Source organism: Nonomuraea sp. KM88 (assembly GCF_052245635.1).
Lineage (GTDB): Bacteria > Actinomycetota > Actinomycetes > Streptosporangiales > Streptosporangiaceae > Nonomuraea.
In genome coordinates this window covers 247,053-272,041 of the sequence record NZ_JBQQCC010000006.1, presented here as the reverse complement: position 1 = coordinate 272,041, position 24,989 = coordinate 247,053, and the positions used below count along the sequence as shown (strand labels likewise).

Sequence of the window (24,989 nt, the reverse complement as noted above, 5' to 3'; positions counted from 1 at the left end):
TATGGCCAGACCTCGTGTACTCTCCGGCATCCAGCCCACAGCGGACTCCTTCCACCTGGGCAACTACCTGGGTGCGGTCCGCCAGTGGGTCACCTTGCAGGAGACCCACGACGCGTTCTACTGCGTGGTCGATCTCCACGCGATCACCGTGCCGACCGAGCCCGACGCGCTGCGCCGACGCAGCCGCGTGGCGGCCGCGCAGCTCTTCGCCGCCGGCCTCGATCCCGAGCGGTCGACCGTCTTCGTGCAGTCGCACGTGCGCGAGCACAGCGAGCTCGCCTGGATCCTCAACTGCCTCACCGGGATGGGCGAGGCGGCCAGGATGACGCAGTTCAAGGACAAGTCCGCCAAGTTCGGGGAGAGCGCCGCCAGCGTCGGCCTGTTCACCTACCCGATCCTGCAGGCGGCCGACATCCTGCTCTACCAGGCCGACCGCGTGCCGGTGGGCGCCGACCAGAAGCAGCATCTCGAGCTCACCCGTGACCTGGGCGGGCGCTTCAACCACCGGTTCGGCGCGACGTTCCGGCTTCCGGAGCCGTACATCCTGAAGGAGGTCGAGAAGATCACCGACCTGCAGGACCCGACGGCGAAGATGTCCAAGTCGTCCTCCAGCCCCGCCGGCATCCTCGATGTCCTGGAGCAGCCGGGCCCGCTGCGCAAGAAGGTCATGCGCGCGGTGACCGACACCGGCTCCGAGGTGCTGTTCGACGAGGAGAACAAACCGGGCATCAGCAACCTGCTGCGCATCCAGTCAGCGCTGACCGGCACGTCCATCCCCGACCTGGTGGCCCGCTACGAAGGGCAGGGCTACGGCACGTTCAAGAAGGACGTGGCCGAGGCGGTCGTCGAGGCGTTCTCGCCGATCAGGGAGCGCACGGAGAAGCTGCTGTCCGACGAGAAGGAGCTCGACCGGATGCTCGCGATCGGCGCCGAGCGCGCGTCGGCGGTGGCCAGGGAGACGATGGCCCAGGTCCGCGACCGGGTCGGCTTCCTGCCCACGACGTAGCGGCCGCCGCGGGTGCGACGGGCGCTCAGACGTCGTCGCGCAGGACGGGGCAGGTCATGCAGCGCGCGCCCCCGCGGCCCTTGCCCAGCTCGAAACCGTCGATCTCGATGACCTCGACGCCGTGCTCGCGCAGCTTGCGGTTGGTGAACTGGTTCTTGCGGTAGCCCACCACGACCCCGGGCGACAGGGCGAAGAAGTTGTTGCCCGAGTCCCACTGCTCGCGGGCCCGCTGGTGGTCGTCGCCGCCGGTGGGGATGACGTCCAGGCGGCGCACGCCCAGCGACTCCTCAAGCGCGTTCACGAAGCCGGTGTCGCGGCGCACGTCGAGGGTGCCCGGCTTGTCGCCGGGCCGCAGCGAGTAGGTGGTCGCCGCTTCGAGGAACGGCGGGTACGCCGTGGCCTTGTCGACGTCGAGCAGCGTGAAGACGGTGTCCAGGTGCATGTACGACCGGCTCTTCGGCACGTGGACGGCGATGACCCGCTCGGCGACCTCCGCCGCGAACAACGACAGCGCCAGGTGCTCGACGGTGCGCGTGGTGGTGCGCTGGCTGATGCCGACGGCGACCGTCCTGTTGCCGATGGGCATCATGTCGCCGCCCTCCATCGCCGCCGTGCCGTAGTCCTTCTCGTTGAAACGCCGGTCGTCACCCGCGAACGGATACCAGAAGCCGAAGTCGCGCCCCGCGAACATCGGGTGGTGGTGGTAGATCGTGGACTGGTTCATCGTCTCCAGCAGCCGGACGGGGAAGAACATCGGGTTCAGCGCGACGCCGCCGTACAACCAGGCCGAGGGGTCGCGCTGGTAGAGCGAGTTGGGCAGCGGCGGCAGGATGAACTCCCCGCTCTCGCCCGCCGTGGCGACCAGCGAGGAGTGCTCCAGGGCGGCCGTCCCGAACTCCTCCTTGGTCAGGCCGCCGATCAGGGCCGCGGCGAGCCGGTCGCCGCTCCACCCGGCCAGGGTCTCCCTGACGGTGTCGACGAGGACCGGGCCCACCGTCAGGTGGGTGACGGTCTCCTCGATGGCGTGCCACTTGGCCTCGAAACCCGTGTCGAGGGCCTCGGCCAGCAGCTGCTGGTGGTAATGGACCTCGATGCCGCGCTCGCGCATCAGGGCCACGAACGCGTCGTGCTCCCGCTGCGCCTGCTCGACCCAGAGGATGTCGTCGAACAGCAGCTGGTCGCTGTTGGCCGGGGTGAGCCGCCTGAGGCTGAGCTCCGGCCGGTGCACGATGACCTTGCGCAGCGTGCCCACCTCGGAGTGGACGCCGAACCGCTGATCGTTCATGGTGATCTCCTCGGACGGTGATCAGCGAACCCGCCCGACCCCGCGCGAACGCCGGGCCGGGCTCCCGAACATCCCCGTCCGCGTCACCGGCCAACCGCGTCGCGCGGGGCCTTGGAGATTTCCTGCCTCCCCCATGGGAGGCCGCGCGAGGTCAGCCGCGCCGCACGACCCGGTGCACCCGCAGCAGCGCCCGCAGGGCGGCCAGGCTTGGCCGGGTGAACCGGGTCTCGCCGCGGACGGCCGTCCAGCCGGAGGGTCCGCGGTCGAAATCCCAGCCGGGAAACTCGCGCGTCGCCTCCTGAAGCAGTCTTTCCATGACGAGATGGGCACTTGGCGCTGTGGTCATGAACGCAGAGTGGCACCAGGACGCCGCACGGTGACGAACTGAGGCGAAGGATCTCCCAGTTCGCATGGACCGAACTCAGAGTTCGCTCCTCAGATCAGGATGCCGTGCCGCTCGGCCAGGAAGCGGACCTCCGGCGCCCACGAGGGCCGCGCCCGCCGTGCCAGAGCCCGGACCATCTCTCTCAGCAGCGGCTTGTGGTCGAGCTCCTCGGGGCTCTCCCGCTCGAGGCGCAGCAGGTGGAGCAGGCTGGCGGCGTCGTCGCCGAGGTCCTCGCAGGCGCGGGCCACGTGGCCGAGGTGGGTGGTCCGCCGCTCGATGGACGGCGTGCGGCGCAGGTCGATGTCGTCGGCGATGCGCAGCACGGCGTCGGGGCGGCCGGCGTCGTTCTCGACGCTGGCCATGTGGATGGCGACGTTGGTGGGTCCGAAGAAGGCCAGGTCGTAGCCGTCCGAGTGCTCGTGCACCCGCTCCGCGAGCTGCGTGGCGGGACCGCGCAGCCGTTCCCTGGCCTCGTCGTCGTCGCCCGAGCGGGCGGCGCCGACGGCGGCGAGCAGGTGCAGCGCGCCGAGCGCCTTCCTGTGGCGCTCGTCTCCGCCGGCGACGTGGGGTTCGAGCACTTCGAGGCCCCGCCGGGCGACGTCGTACGCGATCTGGTGCATGTCGTCGGACAACATCGACTGCCCCAGGCTCCAGTACGCCCACGCTCTCATCAGCGGATCGGCCGACTCCTCGGCGAAGCGCATGGCCCGGTCGGCGGCGAGGTGGGCGAGGTCCACCCGGCCCAGATGTTTGAGCACGCCCCTGGCCAGCAGGTACGCGTCGGTCGCGACGCCGTGGGAGGCGGGGGTGCGTTCGAGCGCGAGGTTCTCGGCGTCGGAGATGAGCGAGGGCAGGGCCGCCATCAGGATCGAGTAGCGGCGGGCCGAGGTGAACCAGGCGTTGCGGGCCGCCGCCACGCGTTCGGTGAGCTGCTCGGCGTCGGGCGGCTCGAGGTCGGGGGTCAGCGTGCGGCAGGTGAACAGCGCGCGTTCGATGTCGCGGATCTGCGGGCGGCTCGGCTCGTGGGAGTCGCGCGGCGTCTCTCCTAAGAGGACCGTGGTGCGTACGCCGAGCACCTTGGCGATCTCCCGCAGGAGGGGGAGTGACGGGGTGCGTTTGCCGTGTTCGATCAGCTCGATGTGCCTGGCGGTGCAGCCGGCCTGGGTCGCCAGCGCGGTGGTGCTCATGCCCCTTCGTTCGCGCTGGAGCCTGACCATCTGCCCGGTGCTGATTTCGGCCATGGGCGTGGCGCCTCCTGGGTCGGTCCTAACTGCACAGGCTAGGGCCCACGAAGATCGCCTGTACTGGATTCCGCCCTGCTCAGGGGAGGTGATGGCGGCACGCTCGTGAAAGGGTGATCGGCAGGGGAATGGGAGTGGGATGGCGAGTCTGGCGGAGCGGTTCGAGCCGGTGAAGGCCTGGGGCCGGCGCACGGTGGACGACTGGCGGGTCCGCCGGCCGTCGATCGACCACCTCATCATGACGGTGCAGCGTTACCGGCTGCAGTCGGGCGACCGGCTGGCCGGCGCGGTCACCTACTTCGCCTTCCTGTCCTTCTTCCCGCTCCTCTCGCTGTCGTACGCGGTGCTCGGGTTCGCGGTGGCGACCAGCGAAGCCACCCGCGACGCGCTGCAGCGGGCGATCGCCGAGCGGTTGCCCGGTCTCGCCCCCCACCTCGACCTCGAGGGCATCGCCCAGGCCAGGGAAACCGCCGGGATCATCGGCCTGCTCGGTCTCCTCTACGCCGGGCTCGGCGCTCTCGACGCGCTGCGCGAGGCGTTGCGCGAGATGTCGATGACGACCGCGCCGCCGCTCGGCTTCGTCGCCGGCAAGCTGCGCGACCTCGCCTCGCTCGTCATCGTCGGGGCGACGATGATCCTGTCCGTGCTGGTGGCCGGGTTCGCCACCACGGCCACGGACAAGGTGCTGCACGCGCTCTTCGGCGGCTCGTCCATGCTGGTGACGCTCGGGCTCAGGATCGCCGGAGTGGTGGCGAGCGTGGGCGCCGACTGGCTGCTGTTCGTGATCCTGCTCGGGTGGGTGGCCAAGGCCGGGCTGCCGTTCCGGGCGATCGCCAAGGGCGCGCTGCTCGGCGCCCTCGTGTTCGGGGTGCTCAAGCAGGCGGCGACCCTGCTGCTCGGGCACACGCTGAGCAACCCCGTCTACGGCGCGTTCGCGGTCATCGTCGGCCTGCTGGTCTGGATCAACATCTCGGCCAGGCTCGTGCTCTTCGTCGCCGCGTGGACGTCGACGGCGGGGTTCAGCCCGCCGCCGTCTCCGTCGCCGGTGCCCGCGCCGGGGACGTCGTCAGAGCCGTGACCTGCCGCGCTTGCGGCGGATCCCGTACGCGAGCCAGATCAGGCCGAACAGCAGCCCGCCGCCGATCACGAGCGCACCCACGGTCTTGGTGGAGTCGGTCTGCTTCGAGGCGGCCCTGTCCAGCAGCGCCGGCTGGGCGGCGGGCGTGACGGACGTGGAGGCATCCGGCTTGGGCGCGGCGGCCCGCGGGTCGGGGAGCGGGTCGACGAGCTTCCCGACCGGTGCCGCCTTGCCGCGCACCGAGAAGCCCCAGTCGAGCAGCTTGGCGACCTCGTCCCAGAAGAAGCCCTCGTGCCGCATGATGCTCACCACGATCGTGTGGCCGCCACGGGTGGCCGCGCCGACGAAGCTGGCCCTCGCCTTCGAGGTCCAGCCGTTCTTGACGCCGATCATGCCCTTGTACCGCCAGAGCAGCTTGTTGTGGTTGCTGATCTGGTAGTGCTTGCCCTTGGGCGCGGGGAAGTTCGCGGTCTTCGTGCTGATGTAGCGCTTGAAGTCGGGATTGGCCAGTCCGGCGCGGGCGATCAGCGCCAGGTCGTAGGCCGAGCTGCTCTGCCCCGGCTTGTCCAGGCCGCTGGGCGTCTTGGCCACCGTGTCGTTCGCCTGCAGCCGCTTGGCCTCGGCGTTCATGTCACGCATGGTCTTGTCCAGGCCGCCGTTCGTCTCGGCCAGGGCCATGGCGGCGTCGTTGCCCGACGACATCATCAGGCCCTTGAACAGGTCCTCGACCTTGTACTTCGCCTTGACGGACAGGCCGACCGCGCTGCCCTCCTGGTTGCAGGCGTTGCGGCTCGGCCGGATCTCGCGGTTCTTGTCGAGCTTGGGGATGAGCGTGAGCGCGGTCAGCGCCTTGAGTGTGCTGGCCGGCAGGTAACGCCCATGGGCGTCCTTCGCCGCGAGCACGTTCCCCGTGGTGACGTCCGCGATGACGTACGACGTAGCCTTGCTCTTGGGAGGCTTCTTGACGCCGTCGGGCGACACCAGGCCACGGCGGCCCAGCGCCTCGCCGCCGACCGGTGTCGTCGGTGCGGCGTAGGCGGTCCCGCCGGTGAGCGAGACTGAGGCGATGAATGCCGCAATTGGCATGATTTTCGTCCACATGGCGGTCTCAGCGTAGCTCCGTGTGAATGCCCATGTGGCGACACATCCCCCGGAGATCCAGCTTCGATACTAGAGAGATGGGCATGTCGCGAAAGATCGCCGGATTCCTCATCATCCTCGGCGGATTCATGATCTTCGAGTGGATCAACCTGGGGTTTAACTTGGCCGACGGCCATCCGACCAGCTTCTACGTGGTGCACGGCATCCTCGTCGTGGTGAACGTCGTGCTCGCCGTCATCCTGGCGGTCATCGGCTGGCGCGGGCTGCGTGGCACGGGCGGTGGTTCCGTCACGGGCCGCAGTAGAGACGCCGGGTGAGCGCGTGCAGCTCGTCGGCCTCCTCCCGCGAGTTCCCGATCGAGGTGAAGCCCAGCTTGCCGTGCTCGGGCACGGCGCCGAGCAGATGGAAGACGTTCCCGGTGCGCCGCTCGGGGTCGAACCCGACCCCGAGCCGCTCGGCGGTCCTGACGATCTCGCCGGGAGTGCGCCCGCGCAGGCAGACCGAAGCGCAATTGTCGGTCGCGGTGTAGAACTTCGGCTGACTTCCGGCCATGAGGAGACCGGTGGCCGCATCGTACGTGGCCCCGGTCGTGAGCATGGCGGCGCCGAACGGATGCGTGGTGCCGCCGATCCGCAGGTTGATCTCGCACAGCAGCGCCGCGTACCCGGCGTCGGCCTTGAGCGCGAAGAAGTCCATCCCGAACACGCCCACCACGCCCCGCTCGGCCAGCGTACGGGCGATCCCGCCGGCCGACGCGCCCACCTCGGAGCGGTACTCGTCCGCCGCCGGGAACGTGCAGCCCTGGTAGACCTGGCCGCTGTCGCCGCCGAGGATCTGGTCGTGCGTGGCCAGCACGCGCGCGTCCCCGCCCGGCGTGATGCAGGCCAGCGCGCTCGGGTAGTAGAGCGGCCGGTGCTCGATGTACTCCTCGACCACCGCGCCGCGCTCCTGGATCTTGGCGGTGTAGCTGGCCCAGGTCTCTCCCGCCGCGGAGAAGCGGGTCAGCGACCGGTCGGCCTTGTCGACGATCACGTTGCCGAGCCCGGAGTAACCGTCGTTCAGCTTGACGATCACCCGCTCGCCCGGCACCGCCTCCATCGCCTCCTCGATCTCGACCTCGGTCCGCAGGTCGCCGAAGCCGCGCGGCATCGGCACGCCCGCCTCGTGTCCCACCTCGCGGGCGCCGCTCTTGGAGCCGTAATAGGAAAGGGACGTGGCCGGACCGTAGAGGGGCACGTTGAGTGACGAGGCGAGCTCCTCCTCCAGCTCGCTCAGGACGAACGGCACCAGCCAGGCGTCGCCGTCGATCGCCGATCGCAGTTGCTCCATCACGTCGGGACGGGAGAGCAGGCTCCTGGTCAACGGCTGAGACCAGGGGTCGTCGAGGGTGATCAGCGTGAGGCGCTTGGCGGCGTCGTCAGGGTCGGGGAGGAAACTGAAGTAATAGTCGATGATGTCGGGATCGATGGGGGCGGAGGAGAGATAGATCACCTTGACCCCGGGCTCCCGCAGCGTGAGCAGCAGGAAGAGCAGGCGCTCCTCGTACGACCTGACTCCCGTGATGCGGCGGAGCTCGTCCTGCGGAAGCGAGAGCGAGGGCACGACCACCAGGGTCCCCTCGACCGGCTCGAAGATGCTCAACCCAGCATACTTCGCCCCGAACGGGATATTAGTGATCATATAGCGAGTGAAGCACGCATTCTTCCCAGAGGCAGCCATCGTCGAAGTGTGATGACCATGACGGAAGGTGACAGGATTCGGAATCGCTGACCACGTTTGGAACTGGCGACAACGGGTCACCATCTACTGATCCCTTGTGACTATTTCGGGATCACGCAACCCCTGACGCTGTGTGACCCACCCCAGGTTACGGGCATGCCATCGGCTAACTTTTGGTGTATCTGTCGCCGGGAAGCCGCGCGGGGACGATAAAGTCGAAGCATCGCCATCGGGCTCACGGCCGACCGCTGTGCTCCCGGGCCGCGGCGGCACTCGCGACCGACGAACGCAAGCCCGTACTGACGATCTCGCGCACCTGACACCAGTGGGTGTGTTCTTGCGTCGCCGAGCGGTCGCCCGATCCGGGCGCCCCGCGGGGATGGACGAGTTTTCACAGCGCATCAGCCGCGTTGCCCGAGACGTTCGGGGCAGTGCGGCATTGGGACGGGACGGTGACATATGCGGGGACGTGAGCTTCGGGGAGAACTCGACGCGTTCCTGGCGGAGAGCGAGCAGGATCTCGTGGCGTTCCGCCGCGACCTCCACATGCACCCTGAACTGGCTTTCGCCGAATACCGCACGACACAGCGCATCGCCGAACGGCTCACGGCCGCCGGCCTGGCCCCTTCGGTGCTGCCCCGCGGCACCGGCCTGATCTGCGACGTGGGCAGCGGCGACGGCCCGACCATCGCGCTGCGCGCCGACATCGACGCGCTGCCGCTGCAGGACGAGAAGGACGTCTCCTACCACTCGACCGTGGCCGGGGTCTGCCACGCCTGCGGCCACGACGTGCACACGACGATCCTGCTCGGCACCTCGCTCTTCCTCGCCCAGCAGGCCGCCGCCGGCCTGCTGCCCGGCCGCGTACGCCTGATCTTCCAGCCCGCCGAGGAGCTGCCGGGCGGCGCGCTCGAGGTCATGGCCCACGGCGGCATCAGCGGCGTCGACCGCATCTTCGGCCTCCACTGCGACCCCCGCGTCGACGTCGGCCAGCTCGGGCTCAGGAACGGCCCGATCACCTCCGCCTGCGACAAGCTGGCCATCAGGGTCTCGGGCCCCGGCGGCCACACCGCCCGCCCCCACCTGACCGCCGACCTCGTCTTCGCGCTGGCCAAGATCCTCACCGAGCTGCCCGCCGCGCTGTCGCGCCGCGTCGACCCGCGCTCGTCCCTCAGCCTGGTCTGGGGCAAGGTCGAGGCCGGCTCGGCCGCCAACGCGATCCCCGACGACGGCGTCGCCGAGGGCACGGTCCGCTGCCTCGACGAGAACGCCTGGCACGCCGCCCCCGACCTGATCAAGTCGCTGCTGGAGTCGGTGGCCGGCGCCTACGGCGTCGAGGCCACGATGGACTACACGCGCGGCGTGCCGCCGGTGGTCAACGACGAGGTCAGCGTCGAGATGCTGACCGAGGCCGCCGAGCGCGCGCTGGGCGCGGGCGCGGTCGTCCCGACGCAGCAGTCGCTCGGCGGCGAGGACTTCGCCTGGTATCTCGAGTCGATCCCCGGCGCGTTCGCCCGCCTCGGCACGCGCTCGCCCGACGGCTTCACCTACGACATCCACCAGGGCACGTTCGACGTCGACGAGAAGGCGATCTCGATGGGCGTGCGGGTGATGGCCACCACCGCGCTGACCGCGCTGTGGGAGGTCGGCCCGCTCGACTCGATCACCTCCGCCCTGGCGTGACGGCCCGCCGCGCGCGCGGCGGGCCTCCCCATCACATCAGCCGGCCCCACACCACGGGCAGCCGCAGGGACGAGTGCCCCGGCGCGACCGTGATCCTGGTGCCCGGCGGATAGCGCAGGGTGTAGTCGACGTCGGTCGACATGATCACCAGGCCCAGCCGGTGTCCCTTCTTGAACACGTAGTCGGTCGGCTGGAAGTCCCAGGTGAAGCCATATTCCTTGCCGGGCCGCAGCGGCTCGGTCCGGTCCGGGCGGTGCCGGTTGCGCACGTCCAGCCAGCCCCGGGTGACGATCTTGTAGGGGGTCACGGCGGTGCCGAGCCTCCTCAGCGTCGTGCAGCCGGAGTCGTCGGGGACGCTCTCGCCATAGCAGTAGCTCTGGCCGGTCGAGACGAGGGTGCCGTTCGGGCGCTCGTCCGTGCCGTAGTCCACCAGCAACGCCGTCAGGTACGGCGACGCACCGTCCTTCAGCGAGGCCCGCACCGAGATCGTGGGCGTGCCGGAGATGCGCACGTCGGTGGGGAGCGTGCCGGTCGTGTACGCCAGCCGGTTCGGATCGGACCCCGAGGCCTCCACGAGCTGCTCGGCCGTCCTGGACTTCTGGTCGGTGAACGACTCCTTGCGCGACAGCGGGCGCGGCAGCAGGCTCAGCTTCGCGCCCGAGCCCAGCCAGAGCGGCACCGTGGCCGTCCCCGGCAGCGGCCACGAGGCGTGCTGGGCCCACTGGCCGGCCGCGCTCTCCACGTCCGCCTGCGGCTCGCGCATGATGCCGGAGTCGATGCCGTGCAGCCAGTGGTCGAACCAGCCGTGCAGCTGCCGCAGCCACTCGGCGGTACGCAGGTTGAAGGGGCTCATGTGGGTGCCCTGGTGCAGCCAGATCTTGCGCGGCACGTCCCGCCTGGCCAGGGCGTACCACCACTGCGCGAACTGCTTGGTCTTGACGTTCCAGTCGTTGAGCCCGTGCACCAGGAAGACGCTCGCCCTGACCTTGCCGACGTCGTTCATGTAGTTGCGGGCGTCCCAGAGCGGGCTGTAGTCGCCGGTGATCCGGTCCTGCTCGGCGGTGAGCCGGTCCATCAGCCCACCGCAGACCTCCTGGCCGTTCTCCCTGGTCAGCACGTATTTCGCGAGCACGTCCAGGTCCTCGCCCTGGAATCCGCCCGGCGCCAGGACGCCGCCGTTGGCGCGGTAGTAGTCGTACCAGCTGGAGATCGCGGCGATCGGGACGATCGTCTCCAGTCCTTTGACCCCGGTCGCGGCGACCGCGTTCGGCAGCGTGCCGTTGTACGAGACGCCGATCATGCCGACCTTGCCCGTGGACCACGTGGCCTCGACGGGCTCGCCGCCGGCGTCGAAGCCCTTGGCGCGGCCGTTCAGCCAGTCGATCGCGGCCTTGGGGCCGGCCGTCTCGTTGCGGTCTCCGGAGGTCGGGCAGCCGGTGGCGCGTCCGCTGCCGAGGTTCTCCACCAGGGCGATGGCGTAGCCGCGGGGGACGAAGTAGTTGTCGTAGTAGCCGTCGAAGGGCTGGGGCACCGTCTTGGCCGCGTCGGCGCGCAGGCCGGGCAGCGGGTTGCCGTTCTCGTCGACGTCCACGGGGTGGTTGGAGACGTCGTTGCCGCCGGCGTAGTAGGGGCTGGCCTCCATGATCACGGGGACTTTGAGGCCCTCGTCGGTCTCCTTGGGCCGCAGGATGTCCACGGCGACGCGGTCCGGCTTGCCGTCGTTGTCGCTGTCGGTCCCCTCGACCTCGACGTACACGGTCTGCGCGATGGCGTCCGCCCTGGAGAAGATCGGCTGCGTGGCGCTGCCCTCGATCTTGATGGCGGGGGTGTCGGCTGTGGCGGGCGGGATGCCGGTCAAGGTCGCGACGAGTAACGCGACCAGGGGCACGGACAGGACCTTGCAAGGATGCATACGGTGCTCCGGTAGGAATTTTCCGCCGTCGCTGGGAATGTCCGCCATGATCTGCTCGGGGGCAAGGGCGATCGAGACCCAAACTTTGAGCAGAACTTTTCCCGAGCCTGACGCCCGCTTCAGGTCACGGACGCGCTTGATGTCGATAACGGAGCGGTTGCGACACCGTGTGCTGGTTTGGTCTGCCCTGGTCAACCAACTATCTTCCGTGCAGGTGCCGTACGCTCCTTGGCGCGCGCGACGAACTCGCAGCGGAGGAAGACGGCGGGGAAATGGAAGGAGTCGCCTTGCTCGGCAAGCGATTCAGCAGGATGGCGGTCGGCACGGTGGCCGGCGTCATGCTCATGGCAGCGGCCGCCTGCGGCGGCGACACTGGTGGGGGCACCACCGCGAGCGAGGCGCCGGCCGGCGAGTCCGAGGGCGCGCTCAAGGTCGGTCTCGCCTTCGACATCGGCGGGCGCGGCGACAAGTCGTTCAACGACGCGGCGTACGCGGGCCTGGAGAAGGCCAAGACGGAGCTCGGCGCCGAGATCAAGGAGCTGAGCCCGGCCTCCGACGGCTCCAACCGCGGCGACCTGCTGCGCCAGCTGGCCGACGCCGGCTACAACCCCATCATCGGAGTCGGCTTCGCCTACGGCGAGGACATCAAGAAGACCGCGGAGGAATACCCCGACATCCAGTTCGCGGTCGTCGACTCCGCCTCCAACGCGCCCAACGTGACCGGCCTGCTGTTCGCCGAGGAGCAGGGCTCCTACCTGGCGGGTGTCGCCGCCGCGACCAAGGCGGAAAGCGGCCACGTCGGCTTCGTCGGCGGCGTCGAGAACGACCTGATCAAGAAATTCGAGGCGGGCTTCGAGGCCGGTGTGAAGTCGGTCAAGTCGGACGCCAAGATCGACGTGAAGTATCTGACCCCTGACGGTGACTTCTCCGGGTTCAAGGCCCCCGACAAGGGCAAGGTCGCGGCCGAGAAGATGTTCCAGGACGGCGCCGACATCGTCTACCACGCCGCCGGCGACTCCGGCCTCGGCGTGTTCCAGGCGGCCGCCGCGGCCAAGAAGAAGGCCATCGGCGTCGACTCCGACCAGCGCCAGACGGTCAAGGAGAGCGACCTGCAGTCGGTCATCATGACCTCGATGCTCAAGCGCGTCGACGTCGGCGTGTTCGAGTTCGTCAAGGCCTTCCAGGGCGGCGCCAAGGGCGGCTCCAACATCACCTACGACCTCAAGGTCGACGGCGTCGGTCTGGCCACCACGGGCGGCGAGATCGACGACATCAAGGACAAGCTCGACGCGGCCAAGAAGGACATCGTCGAGGGCAAGATCACGGTCCCGGCCAAGCCGTAATCAGGCACATGACCACGCGAGGGCCCGGAGTCCGCAACTTCGGGCCTTCGCCCATGCCGCCCTGCCGCTAGGAGAGGCGAAGTGAGCCAGCACCGACCGACGACCTGGGAGCGGTGAGCACATGAGCTCGGACACCCTCGACACGGCGAGACCCGCCGTCGAGCTCGAGGGCATCACCAAGCGCTTCCCCGGCGTCGTCGCCAACCATGACATCCACATCTCCGTCCGGCAGGGCACGGTGCACGCGATCGTCGGGGAGAACGGCGCCGGCAAGTCGACGTTGATGAAGATCCTCTACGGAATGCAGAAGCCGGACGAGGGGACGATCAAGGTCGGCGGCCAGGACGTCAGCTTCCGCTCGCCGAGCGACGCCATCGACGCCGGCATCGGCATGGTCCACCAGCACTTCATGCTGGCCGACAACTTCACCGTGCTGGAGAACATCATCCTCGGCGCCGAGCCGACGAAGGCCGGCAGGCTCGACGTCGGCGCGGCCACGAAGCGCATCACCGAGCTGGCCGCCACCCACGGCCTGCGCGTCGATCCCGGCAGGCTGGTGGAGGACCTCGGCGTCGGCGACCGCCAGCGCGTGGAGATCCTCAAGGTCCTCTACCGCGGCGCCCGCATCCTCATCCTCGACGAGCCGACCGCCGTGCTCGTCCCGCAGGAGGTCGACGAGCTCTTCCAGAACCTGCGCGAGCTCACGGCCGAAGGCCTGACGGTCATCTTCATCTCCCACAAGCTCGACGAGGTGCTCGACATCGCCGACGAGATCACCGTGATCCGGCGCGGCACCACCGTCGCGAGCGTCGATCCCCACGAGGTGACCGCCCGGCAGCTCGCCGAGCTGATGGTGGGAAGCGAGCTGCCCACGCCCGAGACGCGCGAGTCCACGGTGACCGACACGGTGATGCTGAAGGTGTCGCACCTCACCATGGAGGCCGACGGCCACCGCGCCGTGCCCAAGGGCATGCCGGTCGAGCGCTACGTCGACCTGCTGCGCGAGGAGGGCCGCCGGCTGCTGCTCGACGACGTGTCCTTCGAGATCCACAAGGGCGAGATCCTCGGCCTGGCCGGCGTCGAAGGCAACGGCCAGAGCGAGCTGATCGAGGCGATCATGGGCATCCGCCCGGCGCACGGCGGCATCGCGCTGGGCGAGCAGGACCTCAGCGGCTGGTCCACGCTGAGACGCCGGGAGGCCGGCATCGGCTACATCCCGGAAGACCGCCACCGCCAGGGCCTGCTGCTGGAGGCGTCGCTGTGGGAGAACCGCGTGCTCGGCCACCAGACCAGGAAACCCGCGCGCAGCGGCATCTGGATCAACCGGGGAGCCGCCAAGGCCGACACCTGGCGCATCGTCGAGGGCTACGACGTACGCACGCCCGGCGTCGACACGCTGGCCCTGGCGCTGTCCGGCGGCAACCAGCAGAAGCTGATCGTGGGCCGCGAGATGAGCGGCGAGCCCCTGTTCCTCATCGCCGCCCACCCCACCCGGGGCGTGGACGTCGGCGCTCAGGCCGCGATCTGGGACCACCTGCGCGAGGCCAGGGCGGCCGGGCTGGCCGTGCTGCTCATCTCCGCCGACCTCGACGAGCTGATCGGCCTGTCCGACTGCATCCAGGTGATCTACCGCGGCCGCCTCGTGGCCGCGCTCGACCCGTCCGACATCACGCCCGAGCGGCTGGGCGGCTACATGACCGGCGCCATCGCCGGCACTGAGGAGTCGTGATGCCCGCGGGGCTCAACCGGGCGCTGTTCACCGTCGCCGGCGCCGCCGTCGCCATCGTCCTGGCGATCGCGATCTGCAGTGTCGCCATCGTCGCCGCGGGCGCCGACCCGCTCGCCGCGTTCGCCGCCTTCTTCGACTTCGGCGCGAGCGCCCGGTCGCAGTCGAACGGCATCGCGGCCTTCCTCAACCGCGCGGTGCCGCTGTTCATCGCCGGTCTTGCGGTGGCCGTGGGCTTCCGCATGAACCTCTTCAACATCGGCGTGGAGGGCCAGTACCGCCTGGCGGCCATCTGCGCGGCCTACGTGGGCTCGACGTTCACGGCGCCCAAGCCGATCCAGATCGCGGTGATCATCCTGGTCGCCGCGGTCGTCGGCGGCCTCTACGCGCTGATCCCCGCGGTCATGAAGGTGACCAGGGGCGTGAACGAGGTCATCTCCACGATCATGCTGAACTACATCGCGCTCAGCCTGACCTCCTACCTCGTACGCGGCCCGTTCACGGGGCAGCGGGCCGAGGGCGAGCTCACCACGACGACGCCGGACCTCCCCGAGTCGGCCATGTTCCCCAACCTGAACTTCTTCTTCGACTGGTTCGGCATGCTCCCGCCCACCCGCGGCGGCGGCGTGTGGGGATTCCTGCTCGTGGCGGTCGTGCTCGGCCTGGTGGTCTGGGTGGTGCTGGAGCGCACCCGGTTCGGCTTCGACGTCAAGGCCAGCGGGCTCAACGGCCCGGCGGCGCTCGCCTCCGGCGTCAACCCCAGGACGATGGTGATCGCGGCGATGGTGATGTCCGGCGCGATCGCCGGGCTCATCGGCCTGCCCGAGATCCTCGGCGACCGGGGCGCCTTCAACTCCAACTTCACCCCCGGGCTCGGCTTCCTCGGCATCGCGGTGGCGCTGCTCGGCAGGAACAAGCCCGTGGGCATCGCGATCGCCGCGCTGCTGTTCGCGTTCCTCGACCGGGCGCAGGGCGCGCTGCAGATCGCGGACGTGCCGCCGTCCGTCATCACGATCATGCAGGGCGTGATCGTGCTGTTGGTCGTCGTGGCCAACGAGGTGACCAACCGCCTCGCGCTCAGAGTCGAAGAACGCCGGGCCGCCCGGCAGCTCGGCGGGAACTCTCCGGTTGAGGTGGGAGCATGACCAGGGTCGGGAAATACCACGTGGCGCTCCTCGGCGTCGCCGTGCTCCTCCTGCTGCTGTCGCTGGTCCGGGTCGTGTCGGGCTACACCGACATCACCTCGTCCGGCACGTTCGCATCCGCGCTGCTGTTCGCGGTGCCGATCGGCCTGGCCGGCCTCGGCGGGTTGTGGGCCGAGCGGGCCGGCGTGGTCAACATCGGCCTCGAGGGCATGATGGTGCTCGGCACCTGGTTCGCCGGCTGGGCCGGATACCAGTGGGGCGCCGTGGCCGCGCTGGTCGCGGGCCTGCTCGGCGGCGCGCTCGGCGGGCTGCTGCACGCGATCGCCACCGTGTCGTTCGGCGTCGACCACATCATCAGCGGCGTCGCGATCAACCTGCTCGGCCCCGGCGTCACCCGCTTCCTGTCGGAGGTGCTCTACAAGGAGGGCACCCAGGCGGCGGACGCGGGCGCCGGCATCACCACCTCGCCCGCGATCACCTTGCCGCCGCGGGTCAGCCTGCCGGTGCTGTCGGACGGGCCCGACCTGCTCGGGAAGCTGGAGAGCACCCACTGGTTCCTGCTGTCCGACCTCGCCGGCATCCTGCGCGGGCTCACCCACAACGTCAACGTGCTGGCGGTCCTGGCCGTCCTCCTGCTGCCGCTGACGTTCTTCGTGCTCTGGCGCACGGCCTTCGGCCTGCGGCTGCGCTCGGCGGGCGAGAACCCGTGGGCGGCCGAGTCGCTCGGCGTGAACGTCTACTTGATCAAGTACGTCGCCGTCGTCATCTCGGGCGCGTTCGCCGGGCTCGGCGGCGTGTTCCTCGTCTTCGTCTCCACGAAATACGTGGAGGGGCAGACGCTGGGCCGCGGCTTCATCGGCCTGGCCGCCATGATCTTCGGCAACTGGCGTCCCGGCGGGCTCGCCGGCGGCGCCGCGCTGTTCGGCTACGCCGACGGCCTGCAGCTGCGCAGCTCCGGGGCGGTCACCTCGTTCTTCCTGTTCGGCGCGGTGTTGCTGCTGATCTACCTCGGCCAGCAGGTACGCCGCCAGCTGGCGTCGGGCGAACCGGCCGAGATGGTGACCAGAGGCGCCAAGGAGTACACGATGATGGCCGCCGCCGCCGCGGGTATGGTCGTGCTGTTCTGGCTCTGGCTGACCGTCGACCAGCTGCCGAACGAGTTCGTCTACATCACGCCGCACGTGCTCACGCTGATCGTGCTGCTGGTCGCCTCGCAGCGGCTGCGCATGCCCAAGGCCGACGGCGTGAGCTATCGCAGGGGGGATCAACATTGAGCATCGACTGGGAGACCCTGCGCGCCAGGGCCGCCGAGGCCATGCGCAACGCGTACGCGCCCTACTCCAAGTTCCCCGTGGGGGCGGCGGCGCTGGTCGACGACGGCCGGGTGGTCACCGGCTGCAACGTCGAGAACGCCTCCTACGGCGTCGGCCTGTGCGCCGAGTGCGGCCTGGTGTCGGCGCTGCACCAGTCGGGCGGCGGCCGGCTGGTGGCCTTCACCTGCGTCGACGGCCACGGCGAGCTGCTGATGCCGTGCGGGCGCTGCCGCCAGCTCCTCTACGAGTTCGGCGGTGACGACCTGCTGGTCGAGACCGTGGACGGGCCGAAGCCGATGCGTGAGATCCTGCCGTACGCGTTCGGCCCGCAGGACCTCAGCCGGAGCTCGTGATGGACGCGATCGAGGTCATCCGCGCCAAGCGCGACGGCGGCCAGCTGACCACCGCCCAGATCGACTGGGTGATCGACGCCTACACCGGCGGCGGCGTGGCCGACGAGCAGATGTCCGCGCTGGCCATGGCGATCCTGCTGAACGGAATGGACCGGCGCGAGATCGCCGCCTGGACCCAGGCGATGATCCGTTCGGGCGAGCGTATGGACTGGTCCGCGCTCGACCGCCCCACCGCCGACAAACACTCGACCGGCGGGGTCGGCGACAAGATCACGCTGCCGCTGGCGCCGCTCGTGGCGGCGTGCGGGGCGTACGTGCCGCAGCTGTCCGGCCGCGGCCTCGGCCACACCGGCGGCACGCTCGACAAGCTCGAGTCGATCCCCGGCTGGCGCGCCTCGCTCTCCAACGACGAGATGCTGCACGTCCTGCGCGAGGCCGGGGCGGTCGTCTGCGCCGCCGGTTCGGGCCTCGCGCCCGCCGACAAGAAGCTGTACGCCCTGCGCGACGTCACCGGCACCGTGGAGTCCATCCCGCTGATCGCCTCCTCGATCATGTCGAAGAAGATCGCCGAGGGCACCGGCTCGCTCGTCCTCGACGTGAAGGTCGGCTCGGGGGCGTTCATGAAGACCCCGGGGACGGCGAGGGAACTGGCCGAGACCATGGTCGCGCTCGGCACGGACGCGGGCGTGCGCACGGTCGCGCTGCTGACGGCCATGGACCGGCCGCTCGGGCGGGCCGTGGGCAACGCCCTGGAGGTCGAGGAGGCCGTCGAGGTCCTGGCCGGCGGAGGGCCCGCCGACGTGGTGGAGCTGACCGTACGCCTGGCGCGGGAGATGCTGGCCGCCGCCGGGGTGTCCGGCAAGGACCCGGCGAAGGCGCTGGCCGACGGCTCGGCGATGGACTCCTGGCGCCGCATGATCGCCGCCCAGGGCGGTGACCCCGGAGCCCCGCTGCCCAGGGCGGCCGAGACCACCACGGTGCGGGCGCCGGCGTCGGGCGTGCTGACCCGGCTCGACGCGTACGCCGTCGGGCTGGCCGCCTGGCGGCTCGGCGCTGGCCGGGCGCGCAAGGAGGACCCGGTCTCCGCGGGGGCGGGCATCACGCTGCACGCCAAGCCCGGTGACCCGGTGCGCGAGGGGCAGCCGCTGCTGACCCTCCACGCCGACGAGACGGCCCGCTTCGAGCGGGCGCTGGAGGCGCTGGGCGGCGGCTACGCGGTGGGCCCCGCGGACGTGGCACGGCCGCCACTGATCATCGAACGCGTCACCGCCCCGTGACAACGACCCCGCTCGGGGCGGGGGCGCCGGCGAAGATCTGGAGCAGGACGGCGCGCTGCGTGGGGAGGGCCTCGGCGTGCCGGGCCCGTCCCGCGTCGGTGATGGACACGTAGACGCCCCGCCGGTCGGCGTCGCACACGCCGCGCGAGACCAGCTCACCCTTCTCCAGCCGCGCCACCACCCGTGACAGGGCGCTCTGGCTCAGGTGGACCTCGTCGCAGAGCTCCTGGATGCGCAGCTTCCTGTCGTGGTGGACGATCCGGTCGAGCACCTCGAACTCGCTGGGACCCAGGCCGTGCCGGTCGCCCAGCTCGCGCTCCAGGGCGCACATGGCCTTGGCGTGCTTGGCCAGGACGTAGTGCCAGGTGCCGACCACGAACTCCTCGTCCATGTCGCGGAGGGTACCACCTCGGTGAATGCAATTGCATACGTTCTTCCAGGACGGTTGGCTCGCCCGGCTCCGTCCCGGACGTGTCCGGGCCGGTACGGCGGGCGCCATGCACCGGACGGCCCGGCCATGGGCCCTTTCACGATGCCGTTCGCACGTTTCGCCCGGCCACAGGCCCCGCGCGATGCGGGACCGTTTGCGTGTTTCGCCCGGCTGCCGGCCCGAAGGAGCGGCGCGATCTGCGGAAACGCGGCTTGCGGCGAGGCGGGGCGGGGCATCTACCGGGCATGCGCTCGCCATCCCCGCCCGGCCGCCGGTCGTCGCGCTCGCGCGCCCTGGCCTCGCTGGCCTGTCTCGCCGCGCTCACCGCCTGTGGCCCGGCCCAGCAGGCCGCCCTGCCCGGATCGCCCGGACCGACCAGGTCATCCGCCACGGCCCGCGACACTCCCGGCCGCAACGTCCCGACGAGCACCGCCGAGGTGGACGTCCGGCGCGACGGCATCGAGCCCGCCATCGTGACGGGCGTGCGGTACGCCGGGCACAGGACGTACGACCGCGTGGTCATCGACCTCGACGGCGAGATACCCGGCTACAACGTGCGATGGGTGGACGAGTTCGTGGAGGACGGCTCCGGCCGGCCGATCGACATCCGCGGCGGCGCGTACCTCCTCGTCACGCTCTTCCCCTCCCAGGCCCACGACGAGGACGGCACGCCCACGTGGGAGGGCGGCCCGATCTACCACGCCAAACTGCGCAACCTCGCCGACGTCGTCAGGACCGGCGACTTCGAGGGCCGCGTCGGCATCGGTCTGGTGCTGGACAGGCGGGCCGCGTTCCAGATCCAGGAGCAGGGCGCACCCAGCCGCCTGATCGTCGACGTGGCCCATTAACCTCCCTGCGGGGACACCCCGCACACCCCGAAACAATGGAAGAGGCTAGCCTGGGCTGGTGGTGAGAAAGATCGAGGGCGGTCCCGCCCGCATTCCGGTGCCCGGTGGCAAGATCATTGACGAGCACGTGGGCCGGGTCAGCAGCGGCGACGAGACGATCTCCATCGCCCGCATGGTCGCGCCGGCCGGCTGGGAGGAGCCCGCCCAGACGCCGTCGTTCGCCGAGTACACCGTGGTCCTGCGCGGCACGGTGATCGTGGAGCACGCGGAGGGCACGACCGAGGTCGAGGCGGGGCAGTCGGTGGTGACCTCGCCGGGGGAGAAGGTCAGATACAGCGCCGGTCCCGAAGGGGCCGAGTACATCGCCGTGTGCCTGCCCGCGTTCAGCCCGGAGTCGGCCGGCCGCGACTGAGCCGTAACCCGGAAAACCGGGCGGTGCTCATATCATGGCGAGATGAGCCCCACGCTTGACCAGATCCGGCGGGCTCCCAAGGTGTTGCTGCACGATCACCTCGACGGCGGGCTCCGCGCCGAGACGATCGTCGAGCTGGCCCGGGAGACCGACTACGGCCGGCTGCCCACCCACGACCCCGACAACCTGCGCCAGTGGTTCGAGGAGGCATCCGACTCGGGCTCGCTCGAGCGCTACCTCGAGACGTTCGACCACACGGTCGGGGTCATGCAGACGCGCGAGTCCCTGGTGCGCGTCGCCTCCGAGTGCGCCCAGGACCTGGCCGCCGACGGGGTGGTCTACGCCGAAGTGCGCTTCGCGCCGGAGCAGCACACCTCCAGAGGGCTGAGCCTCGACCAGGTGGTCGAGGCCGTGCTCGAGGGGTTCAGGCAGGGGTCGGAAGGGCGTGGCATCCACGTCGGCACGCTGCTGACGGCCATGCGGCACCAGGCACGCTCCAGGGAGATCGCCGAGCTCTCCGTGCGCTACCGCGACGTGGGCGTCGTCGGCTTCGACATCGCGGGCGCCGAGGCGGGCTACCCGCCCACGCGGCACCTCGACGCGTTCGAATACCTGCAGCGGGAGAACGCCCACTTCACCATCCACGCGGGCGAGGCGTTCGGGCTGCCGTCGATCTGGCAGGCCATCCAGTGGTGCGGCGCCGACCGGCTCGGCCACGGCGTGCGCATCATCGACGACATCACCGTGGCCGGCGACGAGCCCGCCAAGCTGGGGCGCCTTGCCGCCTACGTGCGCGACAAGCGCATCCCGCTGGAGATGTGCCCGACCTCCAACCTGCAGACCGGCGCCGCCGCGTCGATCGCCGAGCACCCCATCGGGCTGCTGCGGCGGCTGCACTTCCGGGTCACGGTCAACACCGACAACCGGCTGATGAGCTCGACGAGCGTGTCGCGGGAGTTCCACAAGCTGGTCGAGGCGTTCGGCTACGGCTGGGACGACCTGCAGTGGTTCACGGTCAACGCGATGAAGTCGGCGTTCATCCCGTTCGACGAGCGGCTGGCGTTGATCAACGGCGTGATCAAGCCCGGGTTCGCGCAGATCAAGTGGCAGTCGTGAAAGAGTCCTACCGTTCCAAGACCGCGTTCGCGCTGGCGTGGGTGTGGCTGGCCTTCGTCGCGTTCAACGTGTGGGACCTCATCGCCCACTACACCGGCAAGTCGTCGCTGGTGGCGCTGGCCGTGCTGGGGGCGCTGACGGCGCTGGTCTACTCCATCGCGCTCAGGCCCGCCACCGTGTTCACGCAGGAGGGCCTGGTGGGGCGCAACCCGTTCCGCACGACGTTCCTGCCGTGGGCCTCCATCGACGACGTCACGGTCTCTCACTCCATCAACGTCCACCACGGCGACGAGCGGGTGCTGCGGTTGTGGACGCCGATGAGCAGCGCCAGAGAGCGGGCCAAGGCGCAGCGGCGCGGCGCCCCCAGGCGGCAACGCGGGCGTTTCACGACCGAGCCGACGCTCTCCAGGTCGGAGCAGGCGGCGGTCGAGGCGTTCGCGGGCAAGACCCACGCCGACTGGGTGGGCGACCAGATCCGCGAGCGCGCCGAGGCGGCCAGGCGCCGCGACGAGCAGGCGGCGCCGCCCCGGGTCACCTGGTCCTACGACTCCATCGCCGTGCTGGTGGCCGCGATCGCCCTGGTGGTCGCCGCGATCGTCGTCGCCTGACCACCACCGCGATGGCCGCCGGCCCGTCAGGAGCTCCGTGGCCGTTCCTCAGCCGGGAGAGTCCTGGCCAGGCCGGCGCCGGCGGTCGATGAACCTCGTCATGCCCGCCTGGGCGATGCCCGCCTCCTCCACGAGCCTGGCCGCCTCCGCCTCCGCCTCGAAGGCCCGCTCGACCTCGTGTGCCGGCGGCCGCAGCAGCCCGAGGTGCACGGCGGTGGCCGTGCCGGGCGCGGTCCAGTGGTGCACTCGGGCGATCGCCGTGTCGAGCAGCGCCTCCGGGGCGACGATCTCGTCCAGCAGGCCCGCGGCCAGGGCGTCCTGCGCGCTCATGCGGGTCGAGTCGAGTACCAGCCGCAGCGCCCGCGCGCCCGCCAGGCGGGGAAGCAGGTAGCTCGCGGCGTTCGAGATCGACAGGCCGATGTGGTTCTCGGGGAGGAAATACTCGGCCGACGGGGTGCCGATGCGCGTGTCGAAGCAGAGCGTCCACTCGGCGGCCCCGCCGACGGCCAGGCCGTTGACCGCCGCCACGACCGGCACGCGCGTCTCCAGCACGGCCCTGGTCATGTCGTGGAACGACGCCACCTCGTCGACCAGCGAACGGCCGGCGGCCTGGTGGATGTCCTCCCCGGCGGAGAACGCCCGGCCCGTGCCGGTGACCACGATGCCCCTGGCGCCCTTGCCGTCGCCGTGGTCGCGTACGGCCGCCGCGAGGTCCCCGCGCATGCCGGTGGTGAGGGCGTTGAGCTTGGCGGGTCGGGCGAGGGTGATCAGCGCCACCTCGTCGCGTTCGGTCACTTCGATCATGGTCTCTCCTTGCCGACGGGGATGGCGGGAGCGGCGCGCTGGTCGCGTTCGGGATGGAGCAGGTGGCGTTTCTCGATACGGGCCGACGGGGTGAGCGTGAACGACTCGACGAACTCCACGTACGCCGGGATCTTGAAGCGGGCCAGCCGGCCGCTGGCGTGCTCGATGACGTCCATGGCGGTACGCGCGTCGGGGGCGTGACCGGGGCGGAGCTGGAGGAACGCCTTGGGCAGCTCGCCCCACAGGTCGTCGGGGACGGGCACCAGGGCCGCCTGCAGGACCGCCGGGTGCTGGGCGAGCACGCGTTCGACCTCGGCGCAGGAGATGTTCTCGCCGCCCCTGCGCACCATGTCCTTCAGCCGCCCGGCGTGGTGGAGGTAGCCGTGGCCGTCGCGGACGCCCAGGTCGCCCGTGTGGTACCAGCCGCCTCTGAAGGCGTGCGCGGTCGCGTCGGGGTGGTTCCAGTAGCCCTTCATCATGGGCACGCCCCTGACCAGGATCTCGCCGTTGCCGTCGAGCTCGACCTCCTTGCCCGGGGGCGCGACGCCCATGGCGCCGGTGCCGACGGTGTCGTCCGCGTCGACGGCTGCCACCAGGTCGGGGCCGCTCTCCGTGGAGCCGTAGAGCTCGCGCCATGGCGCGCCCCAGCGCTGCTCGAACGTGCGGTGCAGCTCGGGCGGGATGCCCGAGCAGAGCACGAGCCGCATGCGGTTGTCGCGGTCACGCGGGTGGGGCGGCTGCTTGTGCAGCAGCAGGGGCATGGTGCCGAGCACGTACGTGAGCGTCGCGCCGTGCTCCCTGGCCGAGTTCCAGAAGCCGGAGGCGGAGAAGCGGGGGAGCACCACGAGGGGGATGCCGCCGGCGAGGCAGAGCACGGTGACCCATTGGGGGTCCATGTACGAGTACGCCTGGGTGATGATCATGACGTCGTCGTCGCGGAGGCGTGCCTGGTCGGCGACGATCTGGGCGGTCCTGAGCCAGTAGTCGTGGGTGAGCATGCAGGCTTTGGGGAAGCCCGTGGTGCCCGACGTGTACTGAAAATTGGCAACATCGTCGGCTTCGACGGGGACCTGCGGGCTCCGGTCGCCCGCCTGCCGGATCAGGGTCCGCGGGTCGTGGCACGGACCCGGGTTGATCGCGGCCAGGCCGTCCGTGGTCAGTGTCAGCACCGCGCCCGAGTCGTCGAGGACGTGAGCCAGGTCGGCCGCCTGGTAGCGCACGTTCACCGGGACGGCGATCGCCCCGGCCTTCAGGACCGCGAGCCAGCTCAGCGGCCATTCGGGCACGTTGTCCAGCATGATCGCCACTCGGTCGCCCCGGCGCACGCCCTGGTCGGTCAGGGCGGCGGCCAGGCGGTCCGACCGTGCGTCCGCGGCGTCGAAGGTCAGCGAGGTGTCGGGGAAGCGGAGGAACTCGCGCGTGCCGTACGTTCTAGCGGCGTGCCTCATCAGGTCGGGGATCGTTGTGTGCATCCGGCGGCTCCCACGGAAAGTCGGGCAGCAGGGAGAAGTCAGGACTTGTCGTGACCTGGACGGGGGCGCGTACGGCGGCCAGGCCGATCGTGACGAACTCGGCGCACACCTGCTCCAGCGTGGAGTCCCCGTCGGGGCGGTACCACTCGCTGGTGCCGGTGCACATCGACATCAGGGCGAGGCGGGTCAGCTTCTGGTCGGCGACGCGGAAGGCGCCCCCGGCGACGCCGTCGGCCAGCGTGCGCTTCCAGTGGGCCTCGTACGCGTCGCGCAGGGCGATGATCTCGTCGTGGGCGGCCGAGCCCGGCGTCAGGGAGCGCAACTCGCCGTCCATGACGCGGGTGGTCAGGGGGTTGAGGGCGTGGACGGCGGTGAGCGAGCCGATCAGCAGGGCCAGCCGATCGGCCGGGCCGCCGGCCGTGGCCAGCATGCCTTCCGTGGCGTCGTTCAGGCCCTGCTGGGCGACGCGCATGAGGTCGGCGAGCAGGGCCTCCTTGCTCGCCACGTGGTGATAGATCCCGGCGTTGGTCATGTTGACGGCCCGGCCGAGGTCCCTGATGCTCGTCGCGGCGTAGCCCTGCCGGGCGAACAGCAGCACCGCGGCCGTCCTGATCCGCTCGTGCGCATCGGTGTCAGGGTCCGTGAGGTTGACGATCATGGCTCCTACCGAACGTTCGGTCGCCTCGCAAACTACCCCAACTCCCGAAAAATCGCCATAGTTGACTCTGACAC

At 70.3% G+C, this 24,989-nt stretch carries 24 protein-coding genes; 14 read left to right on the top strand and 10 right to left on the bottom strand.

What is annotated here, in order from left to right; all coding sequences use genetic code 11:
* Position 1 precedes the first annotated feature (1 nt).
* Entirely contained in the window at positions 2-1,006 is a 1,005-nt protein-coding gene (gene trpS, locus ACTWPV_RS20640) for a tryptophan--tRNA ligase (protein ID WP_443153042.1), read from the top strand.
* A 25-nt stretch (positions 1,007-1,031) separates the two neighbouring features.
* On the opposite strand, the gene ACTWPV_RS20635 is transcribed toward trpS, so the two are convergent.
* The 3 genes from ACTWPV_RS20635 to ACTWPV_RS20625 form a co-directional block, all read right to left on the bottom strand.
* Positions 1,032-2,291 carry an arginine deiminase gene (locus ACTWPV_RS20635; RefSeq protein ID WP_443153041.1) on the bottom strand — a complete coding sequence of 420 codons (1,260 nt, stop codon included), beginning with the start codon at positions 2,289-2,291 and terminating at the stop codon, positions 1,032-1,034.
* 151 nt (positions 2,292-2,442) lie between these two features.
* The gene (locus ACTWPV_RS20630) at positions 2,443-2,607 is read right to left on the bottom strand and encodes a hypothetical protein (RefSeq protein WP_347616638.1); all 165 of its coding nucleotides are present in this window, start codon (positions 2,605-2,607) and stop codon (positions 2,443-2,445) included.
* A gap of 119 nt (positions 2,608-2,726) precedes the next feature.
* Entirely contained in the window at positions 2,727-3,917 is a 1,191-nt protein-coding gene (locus ACTWPV_RS20625) for a helix-turn-helix domain-containing protein (protein WP_443153040.1), read from the bottom strand.
* Positions 3,918-4,056: 139 nt separating this feature from the next.
* On the opposite strand from ACTWPV_RS20625, the gene ACTWPV_RS20620 reads away from it, so the two are divergent.
* Positions 4,057-4,995: a YihY/virulence factor BrkB family protein gene (locus ACTWPV_RS20620; protein ID WP_443153039.1), complete on the top strand. Its 939-nt coding sequence runs from the start codon at positions 4,057-4,059 to the stop codon at positions 4,993-4,995.
* Here ACTWPV_RS20620 and ACTWPV_RS20615 read toward each other — a convergent pair.
* Positions 4,984-6,081, bottom strand: a complete 1,098-nt coding sequence (locus ACTWPV_RS20615; protein ID WP_443153038.1) for a D-alanyl-D-alanine carboxypeptidase family protein — start codon at positions 6,079-6,081, stop codon at positions 4,984-4,986. The two genes, ACTWPV_RS20620 and ACTWPV_RS20615, sit on opposite strands and share 12 nt — an antisense overlap.
* Before the next feature lie 92 nt (positions 6,082-6,173).
* Here ACTWPV_RS20615 and ACTWPV_RS20610 point away from each other — a divergent pair, with 92 nt between their 5' ends.
* Positions 6,174-6,413 carry an SCO4848 family membrane protein gene (locus ACTWPV_RS20610; RefSeq protein ID WP_443153037.1) on the top strand — a complete coding sequence of 80 codons (240 nt, stop codon included), beginning with the start codon at positions 6,174-6,176 and terminating at the stop codon, positions 6,411-6,413.
* Here the strand turns inward: ACTWPV_RS20610 and ACTWPV_RS20605 are convergent.
* A complete protein-coding gene (locus ACTWPV_RS20605) occupies positions 6,385-7,737 on the bottom strand; it encodes a peptide ligase PGM1-related protein (protein WP_443153036.1) in 1,353 nt (450 codons plus the stop codon). The two genes, ACTWPV_RS20610 and ACTWPV_RS20605, sit on opposite strands and share 29 nt — an antisense overlap.
* A 537-nt stretch (positions 7,738-8,274) precedes the next feature.
* On the opposite strand from ACTWPV_RS20605, the gene ACTWPV_RS20600 reads away from it, so the two are divergent.
* The gene (locus ACTWPV_RS20600) at positions 8,275-9,498 is read left to right on the top strand and encodes a M20 family metallopeptidase (protein WP_347646642.1); all 1,224 of its coding nucleotides are present in this window, start codon (positions 8,275-8,277) and stop codon (positions 9,496-9,498) included.
* 31 nt (positions 9,499-9,529) lie between these two features.
* On the opposite strand, the gene ACTWPV_RS20595 is transcribed toward ACTWPV_RS20600, so the two are convergent.
* Positions 9,530-11,410, bottom strand: a complete 1,881-nt coding sequence (locus ACTWPV_RS20595) for a Xaa-Pro dipeptidyl-peptidase (protein WP_443153035.1) — start codon at positions 11,408-11,410, stop codon at positions 9,530-9,532.
* A gap of 287 nt (positions 11,411-11,697) precedes the next feature.
* On the opposite strand from ACTWPV_RS20595, the gene ACTWPV_RS20590 reads away from it, so the two are divergent.
* The 6 genes from ACTWPV_RS20590 (at position 11,698) to ACTWPV_RS20565 (ending at position 18,567) form a co-directional block, all read left to right on the top strand.
* Positions 11,698-12,753 (top strand): BMP family lipoprotein, encoded by a 1,056-nt coding sequence (locus ACTWPV_RS20590; protein WP_443153034.1) that lies wholly within the window; start codon positions 11,698-11,700, stop codon positions 12,751-12,753.
* Positions 12,754-12,874: 121 nt separating this feature from the next.
* Positions 12,875-14,482 carry an ABC transporter ATP-binding protein gene (locus ACTWPV_RS20585; RefSeq protein ID WP_443153033.1) on the top strand — a complete coding sequence of 536 codons (1,608 nt, stop codon included), beginning with the start codon at positions 12,875-12,877 and terminating at the stop codon, positions 14,480-14,482.
* Complete coding sequence (locus tag ACTWPV_RS20580) at positions 14,482-15,624, top strand: ABC transporter permease (protein ID WP_443153032.1); 1,143 nt, start codon at positions 14,482-14,484, stop codon at positions 15,622-15,624. Before ACTWPV_RS20585 ends, ACTWPV_RS20580 begins: the two co-directional genes overlap by 1 nt.
* The gene (locus tag ACTWPV_RS20575; protein ID WP_443153031.1) at positions 15,621-16,898 is read left to right on the top strand and encodes an ABC transporter permease; all 1,278 of its coding nucleotides are present in this window, start codon (positions 15,621-15,623) and stop codon (positions 16,896-16,898) included. Before ACTWPV_RS20580 ends, ACTWPV_RS20575 begins: the two co-directional genes overlap by 4 nt.
* Positions 16,895-17,290, top strand: coding sequence for a cytidine deaminase (locus ACTWPV_RS20570; protein ID WP_132627761.1), 396 nt, complete (start codon positions 16,895-16,897; stop codon positions 17,288-17,290). Before ACTWPV_RS20575 ends, ACTWPV_RS20570 begins: the two co-directional genes overlap by 4 nt.
* Positions 17,290-18,567 carry a thymidine phosphorylase gene (locus ACTWPV_RS20565; protein ID WP_443153030.1) on the top strand — a complete coding sequence of 426 codons (1,278 nt, stop codon included), beginning with the start codon at positions 17,290-17,292 and terminating at the stop codon, positions 18,565-18,567. The genes ACTWPV_RS20570 and ACTWPV_RS20565 overlap by 1 nt, the downstream gene beginning before the upstream one ends.
* On the opposite strand, the gene ACTWPV_RS20560 is transcribed toward ACTWPV_RS20565, so the two are convergent.
* Positions 18,554-18,958: a MarR family winged helix-turn-helix transcriptional regulator gene (locus tag ACTWPV_RS20560; RefSeq protein WP_443153029.1), complete on the bottom strand. Its 405-nt coding sequence runs from the start codon at positions 18,956-18,958 to the stop codon at positions 18,554-18,556. The two genes, ACTWPV_RS20565 and ACTWPV_RS20560, sit on opposite strands and share 14 nt — an antisense overlap.
* A gap of 284 nt (positions 18,959-19,242) precedes the next feature.
* Between ACTWPV_RS20560 and ACTWPV_RS20555 the strand changes: the two genes are divergently transcribed.
* The 4 genes from ACTWPV_RS20555 to ACTWPV_RS20540 are packed head-to-tail and all read left to right on the top strand — an operon-like array spanning position 19,243 to position 21,981.
* Positions 19,243-19,845 (top strand): AMIN-like domain-containing (lipo)protein, encoded by a 603-nt coding sequence (locus ACTWPV_RS20555; RefSeq protein WP_443153028.1) that lies wholly within the window; start codon positions 19,243-19,245, stop codon positions 19,843-19,845.
* A 58-nt stretch (positions 19,846-19,903) separates the two neighbouring features.
* Complete coding sequence (locus tag ACTWPV_RS20550) at positions 19,904-20,257, top strand: cupin domain-containing protein (RefSeq protein WP_443153027.1); 354 nt, start codon at positions 19,904-19,906, stop codon at positions 20,255-20,257.
* Between the two features lie 42 nt (positions 20,258-20,299).
* Positions 20,300-21,373 carry an adenosine deaminase gene (locus tag ACTWPV_RS20545; RefSeq protein WP_443153026.1) on the top strand — a complete coding sequence of 358 codons (1,074 nt, stop codon included), beginning with the start codon at positions 20,300-20,302 and terminating at the stop codon, positions 21,371-21,373.
* Positions 21,370-21,981 (top strand): PH domain-containing protein, encoded by a 612-nt coding sequence (locus ACTWPV_RS20540; RefSeq protein ID WP_443153025.1) that lies wholly within the window; start codon positions 21,370-21,372, stop codon positions 21,979-21,981. The genes ACTWPV_RS20545 and ACTWPV_RS20540 overlap by 4 nt, the downstream gene beginning before the upstream one ends.
* Before the next feature lie 48 nt (positions 21,982-22,029).
* Here ACTWPV_RS20540 and ACTWPV_RS20535 read toward each other — a convergent pair whose 3' ends face one another.
* The 3 genes from ACTWPV_RS20535 to ACTWPV_RS20525 are packed head-to-tail and all read right to left on the bottom strand — an operon-like array spanning position 22,030 to position 24,915.
* Positions 22,030-22,785 (bottom strand): enoyl-CoA hydratase/isomerase family protein, encoded by a 756-nt coding sequence (locus ACTWPV_RS20535; protein WP_443153024.1) that lies wholly within the window; start codon positions 22,783-22,785, stop codon positions 22,030-22,032.
* The gene (locus ACTWPV_RS20530) at positions 22,782-24,257 is read right to left on the bottom strand and encodes a class I adenylate-forming enzyme family protein (protein ID WP_443153023.1); all 1,476 of its coding nucleotides are present in this window, start codon (positions 24,255-24,257) and stop codon (positions 22,782-22,784) included. Before ACTWPV_RS20530 ends, ACTWPV_RS20535 begins: the two co-directional genes overlap by 4 nt.
* Positions 24,217-24,915 carry a TetR/AcrR family transcriptional regulator gene (locus ACTWPV_RS20525; RefSeq protein ID WP_347646657.1) on the bottom strand — a complete coding sequence of 233 codons (699 nt, stop codon included), beginning with the start codon at positions 24,913-24,915 and terminating at the stop codon, positions 24,217-24,219. The genes ACTWPV_RS20530 and ACTWPV_RS20525 overlap by 41 nt, the downstream gene beginning before the upstream one ends.
* Positions 24,916-24,989 lie beyond the last annotated feature (74 nt).